The following is a 12,666-nucleotide window of genomic DNA, read 5'->3' on the forward strand; positions in this document are numbered from 1 at the left end:
CAGTCGTCGAAAAGCAAGGTGATCATAATGCGGAATCTGTTGTCCGGCTTTCGGCTGCTGTCGCTTCTCACGCTCGGACTTGCGCTGGCTTTTGGCGCGGTGAGGCCGGCGGCCGCGCAGGCGCAGCAGCCAACGGCCGCTGGTCTCTGGCAGAAGATCGAAGACGGCAGGACCGTGGGATGGTTTCTCTTCATCGACCACAACGGCATCTTCGAAGGCGTGATCGCAAAGACCTTTCCGCGTCCCGGCGACGATCCGAACGAGGTCTGCGCGAAGTGTACGGACGATCGCAAGAACGCGCCGGTGCTCGGGCTCTCCTTCATCCGCGACATGAAGCGCGACGGCCTGAAGTATGACGGCGGCAACGTTGTCAATCCGCGCGACGGCAACATCTGGAAGGCCAAGATGACGGTGAGCCCGGATGGGCAGACCCTGACCATGCGCGGCTTCCTCGGCATTTCCCTGTTCGGCAAGGACGAGACCTGGACGCGACTGCCGGACGCCAACATCGCCCAGGTCGATCCCGCCATCGTCGCCAAATATCTCCCGGCACAGGCGACTGCCGCGACAAAGCCCGCGCCAGCGCCCGCGAAAAAGGGCGGCGCGATGATGGCGCCGGCGCCGAAGCAGTAGGGCTGTTTCCGTATTCTCTCGCAGCCCTTATCAGCGAAGCGATATGCGGAACAGCTCGCTGCGCTCGCCCGCGTTACGAGAGTGTCAGTACGTCCGTGCCTTCCTGCAGGGCGCATAGAATGTGCCGCTGCCGGCGACGACCCGCTCAAGGCAATGCCGGGAATCAATGATCTCGCCGTCGACCTGGAAATAATAGGCCTGAGATCCCAGACTCAGGACGTAATGTCCCGGTGCAAGCTCGAGCCCTGTATCGCCTGAGTGAAGCTCGTACATCTCGGATTTTCCCGGAATGGGAGACACCCGGAGCGGATAAGAGAAATTGCGGATGATGCCCACGTCGCCTCCGCCGCCCAGCGTCTTGCCCGCGGCGTCGGTCGAGAACTCTCTGGCGATTGTCGCGACGACTCGAACCTCGACGCGCTCCGGGATGAAGCTTGCGGCGTCGCGGCGGAAGACGATGAACCTCACGCGCCCGTTCGGCAGACGCGGCCGGTCGGGCTTCCTGAACTCCGGTGAAATCGCTATCCGCATGTCCGGCGCCATCAGGCCGGTCGCGCTCAACTCCGCCAGCGACTTGTCGTCGATGACGGCGTAGATGCCGTAGTCGGTCGGCAGCACGCGCGTTGGGGCCGGCGTGACCATTTCCGGCTTGGCGACCGTAATCGACGTCTCCGGCTTTGGCGCGACCAGCGCGATCTCCGGGGTCTGGGACGAAATCTGCCGGCGCAGCGCAGCGATATTGTCTCGCTGCGAGACGATCAGAATGACCGCGCCAACAGCAAGCAGAATGCCCGCCGTGCGCTTGATGACCGGTAGAAGCGGGCCCGAGCTCGCGGGCAGCTTGCTGCGGGATGTCCCGATCCCTGATCGCAGAACGGTGGCATCGCCGGACACCAGAAGGCTGCCGGTCTCCTTTGACGATGTGAGTTGCTGCGACGGGAGGCGCTCCAGCGGCGCCTCGCCACGCGAGAACTTCTCGACTTCCCCGATGGCGACCTCGAGAGCCCGCTTCATCTGGTCGATGCCCTTGGCGTCGGCGTAGGTGAACTGCTCCTGGAGCTTGTAGCGGGCGAGATCGTAGACCATCTGCCGCCTGGCTTCCGCGTCGTGCTTCACCGTGTCGAGCATGCGCGAAATCACCAGCGCGAACTGCACGTGATTTGCCGGCAGATCGGTCGCGTCCTGCTGACCAGGGAGCAACTCTCTCGAATTCATAGCGCTGACGATCCGATGCCTGTTACGCCAACGCCCGATTTCTCAAATCGAAACATACGGTTAAACAACGCGAAGAGGTTCGCTGCAATGTTCGTACACGTCCCGGCGCGACAAGGAAAGCCTTGAAAATAGCTGGGTCAAATCGCTGACGCGTCACACATTGCAGGACACGCGCAGTCGCGGGTAACAGCCTGCGGCAGTAGTTCCCCGGAATGCGCGCTGGCGCCGGATTTGCATAGCTGTGGGCCAAGCTGCTGGGGAGCGAGTCGCCGTCTCCACGCCCGCCGCGCACCTTGCGGAGGGCGGACGGCAGCGTTTGCCCCCGCGGGATGCTCGACCGCGCGGAGACGATATGAGATCTGCAAGACCGTGTGCCGCGATGCTGCTGGGGCTGGCGGTTGTTCTGGCGAATTCGGCGCTGGCCCGCGACGACGGGCGTTACGCCAATTCGCCGCTGAAACCCTGGTTCGAGAGCCTGCACAGCGAATACGGGCAATGCTGTTCGGATGCCGACGGCTATGTAGTCGCCGATGTCGATTGGGAATCCGACAAGGGCCATTTCCGCGTGCATATCGACAATGAGTGGGTCGTTGTGCCCGACGGCGCCGTGATCACCGAGCCGAACAAGATCGGCCGTACCATGGTGTGGAAGCACTATATCGACGGCCACCCGCGCGTGCGCTGCTTCATGCCGGGCAGCATGACGTAGAGGTCGCTCCGGGGCCAGCGCCCCGGAAACGACATGAGGCGATCAACGCGCCTCGCTGTTCGTGGTCGCGCTCGCGAGCCGCTTGACGCGCGACGACAGCACTGAAACCTGCGCGGGCGAGGCGGGCATGCCGGCGACGATCATCGCAGGCGCAGCCGACTGCTCCTCGACCCCGGCGCCGCCGAGCACCCGCACTTGCGTCGCCGAGATCGGGAACGAACTCACTTCGTAAGAGGGAAGGTCGCTGGCGAATGCACCGGCCGAGCCGGCAATCATGGCGCCGGCAACGGCAATCATGGAAAGAACGCGCATTGGAAAATCTCCGTTGAAGATATCAATCGGGGGTTTGGTCGCCGCGATGGCGCGACAGGTTCGCGCGTGGACGAACATTCGATCGCCGCTGGCGGACTATTTGGTTGCGCGATGCGACGGGACGAAACGAAGAAGACGTTTTTCGCATCAATGTTTCCGCACGGTTTAACGGAGCGGCGCAAAGCGCCTTGTCAGTGGGCTTGCAGATCGAGTTGCGGAGCTTTGGCCGTCGCGGTAGATTCGGGAAAGCGCAGGCTCATCGTCGTGCCGAGGCCGGGTACGGAGGAGATGACCAGCTCGCCGCCGTGCGCGGCCATGATCTCGCGGACGATCGACAGGCCGAGGCCGGCGCCGTCGCCCGCGCTGTTGCCGGTCTGAAACGGCTCGAGCAGCCGGTGCTCCGCGTCATCGGGCAGGCCCGCGCCGTCATCGTCGACCGAGATGCTGCCGCGGCCGAGCGTGGCGACGATGCGTCGCGCGCCATGCGCGTGAATGAGTGCGTTGCCGACGAGATTGGCAAGCGCACTGCGAACGGCGGCGTCCACGCCTTGCACCAGGAGCGGACCTTCGTCAGTGCGTTCGAGCGCAAGCTCGATACCGGCGTCGAGCGCCGAGGGGCTGAAATCGGCGAGCACGTCCAGCGTTATCTCGGCAAGATCGATCGGCCGTTTTTCGATCGTGCGGTTCTGCAGCCTCGCCAGGTCGAGCATGGCGGAGACCAGCGAGGTGAGGCGGCGGACGTCGCGCACCAGCTCGACCTTCAGTGCCGGATCGGGCACATCTTCGATCTTCGCACGCAAGAGCGTCAACGGCGTGCGGAGCTGATGGGCGGCGTTGCCGAGAAAGCGGCGCTGCATCCTGATATAGGCGTCGATCTCGCCGAAGGCGCGGTTCAGGGCCTCCACGAGGGGCTTGAGCTCGTACGGCACTCCGGACAGGGATATCGAGCCCTGCGGCGCCGATGGATCAATCGCGAGCGCGCGACGTGTGACCCGTTCGATACCCCGTGAGACGAAACGTGCGGCCAGGGCCGAGCCGATGGCGACGGTCACCGCAAAGGCCAGCGCCACCAGAGCGATCGAAAATGCATTCCGGAAGAGGAGGTTTCTCGCGATCCGGCCGAACCGAACCTGATGCTGGCCGACCATCATTGCGAGTTGCAACGAATCTCGTTGCACGACGGCAAGGCAGAAGGTGCTCGTCTGGTCGAGCGTGTCGAAAACGGAAGAGCCGACCGGACCGTGATAGGGGAATGCGAAGGGAAGGGCAGGGCGGCGTTCGCTGCCGTACTCGCTGACCAGGTCGCCCGAGGACACGACGTACCAGAGGTTTGGGCTGTCCGCTTTCAATTCCTCGAGGGCGCTGGTCGAACGGATGGTCAGGTTTTTCCCCTCGACTACTGCGGCACGATCGAGAATGGCAGCCACAACCCGGCACGCCCTGAACTCGCGTTCCTGGGTCGGGTACCGCCAGATGAAGATGCCGAGCATGATGAGGAAAATGGTCGTCGCGGCGATGCCGAGCGACAGCGCAAACGTCCGGGCGATCGATGTCATCGCGGTGTTGCCAGCCGAAGAATGTACCCGATGCCGCGCATGCTGCGGATCTCAACGTCGCCGCCGAGCTCAGTCAGTTTCTTCCGCAGACGCGAGACCTGGGCTTCGAGCGTGTTGGACTCGATCTCGTCGTCGAAGCCGTAGATCTCCTCGATCAGGGCGGCGCGGGTGATGACGCGGTCGCGGCGCATCAGGAGCGCGTCCAGGATCAGCGCCTCGCGCCGCCGCAGCAGGATCCTGGTGTCGGCGACCACCGCCTCGTTGCTGCCAAGATGCAGCTCGACGTTGCCGAGCGACAGCACCGAGGGCGCGAGCAGCCGGGGGCGCCGCAATACCGCGCGCACCCGGGCGATCAATTCCTGCGGCTCGAACGGCTTGCCGAGATAATCGTCGGCGCCGGCGTTGAGGCCATCGACGACATCCTCCTTGGCATCCTTGGACGTCAGCATGATGATCGCGGGGCGTTCCTGCGACCGGCTCAGCGCCGTGACCACCTGGAGTGCATCTCCGTCGGGCAGCATCCGGTCGACGATCGCGAGATCATATTTGAAGTTGTCCAGCGCCTGACGGGCATCCGCGATGGAGCCGACGAGGTCGACGATGCCGTGCAATTGTCCGAGCAGGCGGCTGACATAGGCGCCGATCTGCGGTTCGTCTTCGATCACGAGGGAGCGCAAGCGCGTCGTCCTTGACTCTGCTGGGGCAACAAATCCCTGAGCGTGACGCTCCCTGGCCGAAGTCTGGTGTCTCGGCTCGTGCGCAGGGTTCCCATTAAGGCAGCGAGCTTGGCGAATAAAAGGCAGGACCGAGAATGCTCAAGGGCGCTGGCGGCCGAAGTTTCGAGTGTGCGCGCGGCCCGGCAATGTTCGGGCAATGTTGCTCGTGCGGGCGCGCGTTTCGCACACGCCGAAATGTCCCGGTGCTGCTGCTTCGCCTTGCAATCTTGGGGCAATTTTGCCGGGCCACATGCTGAGCTCCTAACCAACACAAGCCGACCAGGCCAGCAAGGCCGGTCCGGGGCCCCGTAATGAAGCATCTTGACGACGCCGCTCTCGAACCCGAGGCGAGGGCGCAGCAGGTCTTGCTGACCGCTTTCCTTGCCGCACTCGGCGCGATCCTCGCAATCCCTCAGCCGGTATCGGCGCAGACGGCGTTCACGCTGCCGGCGCCGCCGTTCGACGTGCCGATGCTGCCTTCGCCCTCCGGCAACTGGACCGTCATGGTCGGCATCGGCGGGGATTATACGCCGGATTTCGTCGGTTCGAAAAACGGCAAGCTCCTTCCGATCCCGATCTTCACCATCCGCCGCGCCGGATCGATCGACCAGTTTCGCGGGCCCCGCGACAGCGCCAGCATTGCGCTGCTCGACGTCGGTAATTTTCGCGCCGGACTCGCGTTCAAATACGTCGCCTCGCGCAAGAGCGACAAATATGTCGAGCTGACCGGTCTTGGCGACGTCAAGGCCGCATACGAGCTCGGCGGTTTCGTCGAGTATTATCCGGTCGACTGGCTTCGCCTGCGCAGCGAATTGCGCCAGGGCATGGGCGGGCATACCGGCACGGTGGCCGATGTCTCCGCCGACGTCATCGTGCCGCTGATCCAGAGGCTCACGATCTCGGCCGGCCCGCGCTTCACCTGGAAAAGCACCAAGGCGACTGCGCCGTATTTCGGAGTCGACGCCGCGCAGGCACTGGCGTCGGGATTGCCGAGGTACGATGCCAGGGGCGGCGCGCATTCGGTCGGCTTTGGCAGCCAGATCTCCTATCGCATCAGTCCGCAGTGGGAGGTCCACGCCTATGTCGAGTACCAGAAGCTGCTCGGCGACGTCGCGGACAGCCCGCTCGTGAAGCTGCGAGGCTCGTCGAACCAGACGACGATCGGCCTCGGCGCGTCCTATTCGTTCGATTTCAGGATTCGATAGGTCGTCATGCGCCGCATTGTCATCTTATTATGGGCCGGCCTCGCGGTCGTCTCCGTCGCTCTCGGTGCCGCTGCAGCGTTCGAGACGCGCGCCACGCGGCTCCAGGCGATCAAGACCATCGGGATCGTCTCGGCCATCGGCGAGGAGATGAGCCTGACGCAAGCCGGCCTGATCGGGCTTGGCAATACCGGGCAAAGCATCTCGATCAGCGCCTGGAGACTAGACGAGCTGATCGTCCAGCAGACGACGAAGCTGCTCAGCGGACGCTTTCGCGTGCAGCCGGTGAGCTACCGGCGCGCCGCGTTCGCCGCGATCAGGGACTCGGCGGTTGCACCCGTCAATCTGCTGCGCAGCGATCCCTTCAAGGAGCTGGTCCGCAGCGATGTCGCTCCGCAGGGGCTGGATGCCTATGTCGTCATCACCCGCGCGAAATCGAAGCTCGGCAACGGCCGCAATATCGAGGGCGTCGGGCTCGCCCAATATCGCACGCTGCTTGCAGATTATGGTCTGGTCCACGCGCTCTACGAGGTCCGCGTGATCGAGGGCAAGTCGTTCGACGTGATCGAGAAGAGGGCGGCCGCGCCGCTCGACAACACCGGGACCATGCGGCTTGCCGGTCCGAGTGGGCCGGTCGACGAGACGTTTGAAGGTCCGCCTTCGAGTGAACGGCTGCGCGCGGCCATTGCCGATCTCATCACGCGCAGCCTGCCGGTCACGCTGGGCGACATGCACCTGATCGAGGCCCAGTGAAGCCCGTCGGCTTCAGGTCACCGGCGCCGGATTGAACAGCGTGAGATCGTTGTGGATGCCCCAGCGATCCGACCACGGCTTGATGCGGCCGCTGGCGACATCGAGGATCAGGCGGAACAGGTCCCAGCCGGTTTCCTCGATGGTCTTCTCGCCGGTAGCGATGCCGCCGGCATCGAAATCGATCAGGTCCTTCCAGCGGCGGGCCAGCTCTGTGCGGGTCGCAACCTTGATCACGGGCGCGGCCGCAAGGCCATAGGGCGTGCCGCGGCCGGTGGTGAATACCTGCAAGGTCATGCCCGAGGCGAGCTGAAGCGTGCCGCAGATGAAATCGGATGCGGGCGTTGCCGCGAACAGCATGCCCTTCTGCGTCGCCTTCTCGCCGGGCGAGAGCACGCCGGTGATGGCGCTTGATCCGGACTTGACGATCGAGCCCAACGACTTCTCGACGATGTTGGCGAGGCCGCCCTTCTTGTTGCCGGGCGTGGTGTTGGCGCTGCGGTCGGCGCCGCCGCGGGCCAGATAAGAGTCGTACCAGGCCATCTCGCGCACCAGCGCGCGGCCGACGTCCTCGTTGATGGCGCGTCGCGTGAGCAGCTGGATGGCATCGCGCACCTCGGTGACTTCCGAGAACATCACGGTGGCGCCGGCGCGCACCAGCAGGTCGGCGGCGAAGCCGAGGGCGGGATTGGCGGTGACGCCGGAGAAGGCGTCGCTGCCGCCGCATTGCAGGCCGATGACGAGATCGGAGGCCGGACAGGTCTCGCGCTTGCGGGTATTAAGAATCTTCAGGCGTGCTTCGGCCTGCGTCATGATGGCATCGACGATCGCGCCAAAGCCGTCGAAGGCCTCATCCTGCATGCGCACGATGGCATCGCTGACGCCTTCCGGCACCAGCCGCTCGGGCGCGAGCTTTTCGCAGCCGAGGCTGATGACCAGAATCTCGCCACCGAAATTCGGGTTCTGCGCGATGTTTTGCAGGGTGCGGATCGGAATGACGGCATCAGGGGCATTGATCGCCACGCCGCAGCCATAGGCATGGGTCAGCGGCACGACGTCATCGACGTTCGGGTACTTCGGCAAGAGCTCGGCCCGGATGCGCTTCACCGCATATTCCATCGTGCCCTTGACGCATTGCACGGAGGAGGAGATGCCGAGGATGTTTTTGGTGCCGACCGAGCCGTCGGTGTTGCGGAAGCCTTCGAAGGTAAAGCCTTCGAGCGGCGGCAGCGGCGCGGGGACGGCGGTGGAGATCTCGAGCTTGTCGAGGTCGGGAGCGTCCGGCATGCGGATGCGGGCTTCATCCACCCATTCGCCGGCCAGGATCGGTGACAGCGCGTGGCCGATCACCTCGCCGTAGCGCACGATCGGTGCGCCTTCCGCGATATCGACCAGCGCGGTTTTGTGCCCTTGAGGGACAAAGGCGCGCAGCGTCAGCCCGCTGGCGAAGCGGGAGCCGGCGGGAAGCCCGAAATCATTGACCACGATTGCGACATTGTCGCGCTCGTTGAGCTTGATGTAGCGGGGCTGCTCTTTCGCTGCGACGTCCTGGTCCATGCGCTTTGCCTCAGAAGCTGAAATCGTAGGGTGGGCAAAGGCGCAACGCGCCCATGCTTCACACCGAACGTAAGCGGTGGGCACGCTTCGCTTTGCCCACCCTACGATATCTTCCCCGTGGTTAGCCGGGGAAGGTATAAGCCGTCTTCACCGTGGTGTAGAACTCGCGGGCATAGGAGCCCTGCTCGCGGGCGCCGTAGCTCGAGCCCTTCCGGCCGCCGAACGGCACGTGATAGTCGACGCCGGCGGTCGGCAGGTTGACCATCACCATGCCGGACTCGCTGTTGCGCTTGTAGTGCGAGGCGTATTTCAGGCTGGTGGTGCAGATGCCGGAGGCGAGGCCGAAGTCGGTGTCGTTGGAGATCGCCAGCGCTTCGTCGTAGTTCTTGGCACGGATGACGGCGGCGACCGGGCCGAAGACCTCCTCGCGCGAAATGCGCATGTTGTTGTTGGCCTCGGTGAACAGCGCCGGCTGGAGGTAATGGCCGGGCGTCTCGCGCTTGAGCAGCTCGCCACCGAAGGCGAGTTTTGCGCCCTCGTCCTGACCGATCTTGATGTAGCGCAGGTCCTGGTCGAGCTGGCTCTGGTCGACCACCGGGCCGATATGCACGCCGGCCTTGAGCGCATCGTCCACCGTCAGGCCGTTCAAGCGCTCGGTCATCGCCGCAACGAAACGGTCGTGAATGCCTTCGGTGACGATCAGGCGGGACGAGGCGGTGCAGCGCTGGCCGGTGGAGAAATAAGCGCCGTTGACAGCGACCTCGACGGCGGTCTTGAGGTCGGCGTCGTCGAGCACGACGAGGGGATTCTTGCCGCCCATCTCGAGCTGGAACTTCTTCATCGGGTTCGACAGCACGCAGGCCTGCGCGATCTTGCGGCCGGTCTGCACCGAGCCGGTGAAGGAGATCGCCGCGACATCAGGATGCTCGAGCAGGGTCTGGCCGACCACGGAGCCCGAGCCGACCACGAGGTTGAACACGCCGGCCGGAATACCCGACCGGGTGATGATCTCGGACAGCGCATGCGCCGAGCCCGGCACCAGCTCTGCCGGCTTGAACACCACCGTGTTGCCGTAGCAGAGCGCGGGCGCGATCTTCCAGGCCGGGATGGCGATCGGGAAATTCCAGGGCGTGATCATGCCGATGACGCCGACCGGCTCGCGGGTGAGCTCGACGTCGAGGCCGGGACGCACGGAGGCGCCCTTCTCGCCGATCAGCCGCAGCGCCTCGCCGGCGAAGAATGCAAAGATCTGGCCGGCGCGGGCGACCTCGCCGATGCCCTCGGGGAGGGTCTTGCCTTCCTCGCGGGCGAGCAGGCGGCCGAGCTCTTCCTTGCGGGCGAGGATTTCGAGAGAAATCTTGTTCAGCGCGTCATAACGCACTTGCGGTGTCGACTGCGCCCAGGCCGGGAAGGCGGCCTTGGCGGCGGCGATCGCCTTCTCGGTCTGCGCCTTGTCGGCCTTGGCGTATTCGCCGACGAGGTCGTTGGTATTGGAAGGGTTGATGTTCTTGGTGACGCCGGAGCCGTCGACCCATTCGCCGCCGATGAAGTTTTTCAGGATCGCAGTCATCTCATTCCTCCAGAGTTTCTTACCGAACGAGGCAGGGACGCTTGTCGTCAAAGGTCCAGCCGGGGATCAGGTCCTGCATGGCCATAGCGTCATCGCGGGCGCCGAGTCCATGCTGTTTGTAGAGCTCATGCGCGGCCTCGATGGCGGCGCGGTCGATCTCGATGCCGAGGCCCGGACGCTCCGGCACCGCGATCTTGCCTCCCTTGATCTGGAGCGGCTCCTTGGTGAGCGCCTGGCCGTCCTGCCAGATCCAGTGGGTGTCGATCGCGGTGACCTTGCCGGGGGCGGCGGCACCGACATGGGTGAACATGGCGAGCGAAATGTCAAAGTGGTTGTTGGAGTGCGAGCCCCAGGTCAGGCCGTTGTCCCGGCAGGTCTGGGCCACGCGCACCGATCCCTGCATGGTCCAGAAATGGGGATCGGCCAGCGGAATGTCCACCGCCCCCAGACGCAATGCATGCGAGAGCTGCCGCCAGTCCGTCGCGATCATGTTGGTCGCAGTCGGCAGGCCCGTGGCGCGGCGGAACTCGGCCATGATCTCGCGGCCGGAGAAACCGGCCTCGGCGCCGCAAGGGTCCTCGGCATAGGCGAGGATGCCGTACATGTCCTTGCAGAGGCTGATGGCCTCGTCGAGCGACCAAGCGCCGTTGGGGTCCAGCGTCACGCGCGCATTGGGAAACCGTTTTGCGATGGCGGTGACAGCCTCGATCTCCTGCTCGCCGCGCAGCACGCCGCCCTTGAGCTTGAAGTCGGCGAAGCCGTAATGGTCGTGGGTGGCTTCCGCGAGCCGCACCACGGTCTCGGGCGTCATCGCCTCCTGATGGCGGAGGTTGAACCATTCCGCCTTGCCGGTCTCGCCGCTGACATAGTCGAGCTTGCTCTTGCGGCGGTCGCCGACGAAGAAGAGATAACCGAGGGTCTCGACGCTGCTGCGCTGCTGGCCTTCGCCGAGCAGGGCGGCGACCGGCAGGTTGAGATGCTGGCCGAGGAGGTCGAGGAGAGCGGACTCGATGGCGGTGACCGCGTGGATCATGACGCGCAGGTCGAAGGTCTGCTTGCCGCGGCCGCCGGCGTCGCGGTCGGCGAACGCGGAGCGGATGTCGGCCAAAATGTTGTTCATCGCACCGACGGTCTTGCCGATCACGAGATCGCGGGCGTCCTGGAGCGTCTGCCAGATCTTCTGTCCGCCCGGCACCTCACCGACGCCGGTGTGGCCGGCATTGTCGGTGAGGATGACGATGTTGCGGGTGAAGAACGGCGCGTGCGCGCCGCTCAGATTGAGGAGCATGCTGTCGCGGCCCGCGACCGGGATCACCTGCATTGCCGTGACGACCGGTGCGCCAGAGATATCAGTCCGGGCCATCGCACGCTCCTCCGTGTTGTCGTCCGTTATTCTGCAGCCTGTTGTGACGATCGGATGGCGGGCAGATTCTTCACCAGCGCGGTCAGTTCCGCGATCTCGGACTCGGTGAGATCGGTCAGCGGCGGACGGACCGGGCCGGAATCGCGGCCGATCACCTTCATGCCGGCCTTGATGATCGAGACCGCATAGCCCTTCTTGCGGTTGCGGATCTCGATCAGCGGCAGAATGAAATTCTTCAGGCCGGCATGGATCGTCGCATGATCGCGCTTGCGCACGGCGGCGTAGAAGTTGGTGGCGAACTCCGGAACGAAGTTGAACACGGCCGACGAATAGGTCGTCACGCCCATGTCGAGATAGGGCAGCGCAAAGGTCTCGGCGGTTGGCAGGCCGCCGACGTAGGTCAGGCGGTCGCCGAGCTTGGTGTAGACGCGGGTCATCAGCTCGATGTCGCCGATGCCGTCCTTGTAGCCGACCAGGTTGGGGCAGCGCTCGGCGAGGCGGGCCAGCGTGTCGGGCTGGAGGATGGCGTTGTCGCGGTTGTAGACGATGACGCCGATCTTCACGGAGGCGCAGACCGCCTCGACATGGGCGGCAAGGCCGTCCTGCTCGGAATGGGTGAGGTAGGGCGGCAGCAGCAGCAGGCCGTCGGCGCCGGCCTTTTCCGCGCCGATCGCGATCTCGCGCGCGATCGCTGTGCCGTAGCCGGTGCCGGCGAGCACGGGCACGCGGCCTTTGGTCTCGTCGACGGCGATCTTGACCACCTGCGGGACTTCAGACGGGGTCAGCGAGAAGAACTCGCCGGTGCCGCCGGCGGCGAACAGGCCGGCAACGTCATAGCCGCACAGCCAGTCCATGTTGGCGCGGTAGGTCGCCTCGTCGAAAGAGTAGTCAGCCTTGAACGGCGTGACGGGGAAGGACAGGAGGCCAGATCCGATCTTCTGGGCCATTTCCTGCGGGGTCATCTTGCTCATGGGCGCTGCTCCCTTGTCTCGTGTTGTGGAGGACGCAAGCAGAAAGCCGCGCGTCCATGCGCCGTTGTTTAGGAGACCGTTCGATGCGCGTCCAAGCCAAAGCCTATATCGA

The 12,666-nt window shown here is 64.7% G+C and carries 12 protein-coding genes; 4 read left to right on the plus strand and 8 right to left on the minus strand.

The window, feature by feature from the left end; all coding sequences use genetic code 11:
• The first annotated feature begins 27 nt into the window (after positions 1-27).
• Positions 28-633, plus strand: a complete 606-nt coding sequence (locus QSV46_RS34205; RefSeq protein WP_314962047.1) for a DUF2147 domain-containing protein — start codon at positions 28-30, stop codon at positions 631-633.
• Between the two features lie 84 nt (positions 634-717).
• On the opposite strand, the gene QSV46_RS34210 is transcribed toward QSV46_RS34205, so the two are convergent.
• Positions 718-1,848: a hypothetical protein gene (locus tag QSV46_RS34210; RefSeq protein WP_314962049.1), complete on the minus strand. Its 1,131-nt coding sequence runs from the start codon at positions 1,846-1,848 to the stop codon at positions 718-720.
• Between the two features lie 352 nt (positions 1,849-2,200).
• Between QSV46_RS34210 and QSV46_RS34215 the strand changes: the two genes are divergently transcribed.
• On the plus strand, positions 2,201-2,557 hold the full coding sequence (locus QSV46_RS34215; protein WP_314962051.1) for a hypothetical protein: 357 nt from the start codon (positions 2,201-2,203) through the stop codon (positions 2,555-2,557).
• Between the two features lie 42 nt (positions 2,558-2,599).
• Here QSV46_RS34215 and QSV46_RS34220 read toward each other — a convergent pair whose 3' ends face one another.
• The 3 genes from QSV46_RS34220 to QSV46_RS34230 form a co-directional block, all read right to left on the minus strand.
• Complete coding sequence (locus tag QSV46_RS34220; protein ID WP_314962054.1) at positions 2,600-2,869, minus strand: hypothetical protein; 270 nt, start codon at positions 2,867-2,869, stop codon at positions 2,600-2,602.
• A 191-nt stretch (positions 2,870-3,060) separates the two neighbouring features.
• Positions 3,061-4,359, minus strand: coding sequence for a HAMP domain-containing sensor histidine kinase (locus QSV46_RS34225; protein WP_314962057.1), 1,299 nt, complete (start codon positions 4,357-4,359; stop codon positions 3,061-3,063).
• Between the two features lie 62 nt (positions 4,360-4,421).
• Complete coding sequence (locus tag QSV46_RS34230; RefSeq protein WP_314962060.1) at positions 4,422-5,102, minus strand: response regulator transcription factor; 681 nt, start codon at positions 5,100-5,102, stop codon at positions 4,422-4,424.
• Positions 5,103-5,452: 350 nt separating this feature from the next.
• On the opposite strand from QSV46_RS34230, the gene QSV46_RS34235 reads away from it, so the two are divergent.
• The gene (locus tag QSV46_RS34235; protein ID WP_314962062.1) at positions 5,453-6,346 is read left to right on the plus strand and encodes a MipA/OmpV family protein; all 894 of its coding nucleotides are present in this window, start codon (positions 5,453-5,455) and stop codon (positions 6,344-6,346) included.
• Positions 6,347-6,352: 6 nt separating this feature from the next.
• Positions 6,353-7,096: a hypothetical protein gene (locus QSV46_RS34240; RefSeq protein WP_314962064.1), complete on the plus strand. Its 744-nt coding sequence runs from the start codon at positions 6,353-6,355 to the stop codon at positions 7,094-7,096.
• 12 nt (positions 7,097-7,108) lie between these two features.
• Here the strand turns inward: QSV46_RS34240 and garD are convergent, their stop codons facing one another.
• The 4 genes from garD to kdgD all read right to left on the minus strand — a co-directional run bounded on the left by garD (position 7,109) and on the right by kdgD (position 12,554).
• Positions 7,109-8,650 carry a galactarate dehydratase gene (gene garD, locus QSV46_RS34245; protein WP_314962065.1) on the minus strand — a complete coding sequence of 514 codons (1,542 nt, stop codon included), beginning with the start codon at positions 8,648-8,650 and terminating at the stop codon, positions 7,109-7,111.
• Between the two features lie 121 nt (positions 8,651-8,771).
• Positions 8,772-10,220: an aldehyde dehydrogenase family protein gene (locus tag QSV46_RS34250; protein ID WP_314962068.1), complete on the minus strand. Its 1,449-nt coding sequence runs from the start codon at positions 10,218-10,220 to the stop codon at positions 8,772-8,774.
• Positions 10,221-10,239: 19 nt separating this feature from the next.
• Complete coding sequence (gudD, locus tag QSV46_RS34255) at positions 10,240-11,583, minus strand: glucarate dehydratase (RefSeq protein WP_314962070.1); 1,344 nt, start codon at positions 11,581-11,583, stop codon at positions 10,240-10,242.
• 26 nt (positions 11,584-11,609) lie between these two features.
• Positions 11,610-12,554, minus strand: a complete 945-nt coding sequence (gene kdgD, locus QSV46_RS34260; protein ID WP_314962072.1) for a 5-dehydro-4-deoxyglucarate dehydratase — start codon at positions 12,552-12,554, stop codon at positions 11,610-11,612.
• Between the last annotated feature and the right edge of the window lie 112 nt (positions 12,555-12,666).

The sequence above is a fragment of the Bradyrhizobium cosmicum genome (assembly GCF_032290525.1).
Classification (GTDB): domain Bacteria; phylum Pseudomonadota; class Alphaproteobacteria; order Rhizobiales; family Xanthobacteraceae; genus Bradyrhizobium; species Bradyrhizobium cosmicum_A.

Excerpts from the sequence above, each read along its gene's own strand:
- garD (WP_314962065.1), bottom strand. The coding sequence starts at position 8,650 with ATGGACCAGGACGTCGCAGCGAAAGAGCAGCCCCGCTACATCAAGCTC.
- QSV46_RS34240 (WP_314962064.1), top strand. The coding sequence starts at position 6,353 with ATGCGCCGCATTGTCATCTTATTATGGGCCGGCCTCGCGGTCGTCTCC.
- QSV46_RS34215 (WP_314962051.1), top strand. The coding sequence starts at position 2,201 with ATGAGATCTGCAAGACCGTGTGCCGCGATGCTGCTGGGGCTGGCGGTT.
- QSV46_RS34205 (WP_314962047.1), top strand. The coding sequence starts at position 28 with ATGCGGAATCTGTTGTCCGGCTTTCGGCTGCTGTCGCTTCTCACGCTC.
- gudD (WP_314962070.1), bottom strand. The coding sequence starts at position 11,583 with ATGGCCCGGACTGATATCTCTGGCGCACCGGTCGTCACGGCAATGCAG.
- kdgD (WP_314962072.1), bottom strand. The coding sequence starts at position 12,554 with ATGAGCAAGATGACCCCGCAGGAAATGGCCCAGAAGATCGGATCTGGC.
- QSV46_RS34250 (WP_314962068.1), bottom strand. The coding sequence starts at position 10,220 with ATGACTGCGATCCTGAAAAACTTCATCGGCGGCGAATGGGTCGACGGC.
- QSV46_RS34220 (WP_314962054.1), bottom strand. The coding sequence starts at position 2,869 with ATGCGCGTTCTTTCCATGATTGCCGTTGCCGGCGCCATGATTGCCGGC.
- QSV46_RS34210 (WP_314962049.1), bottom strand. The coding sequence starts at position 1,848 with ATGAATTCGAGAGAGTTGCTCCCTGGTCAGCAGGACGCGACCGATCTG.
- QSV46_RS34235 (WP_314962062.1), top strand. The coding sequence starts at position 5,453 with ATGAAGCATCTTGACGACGCCGCTCTCGAACCCGAGGCGAGGGCGCAG.
- QSV46_RS34225 (WP_314962057.1), bottom strand. The coding sequence starts at position 4,359 with ATGCTCGGCATCTTCATCTGGCGGTACCCGACCCAGGAACGCGAGTTC.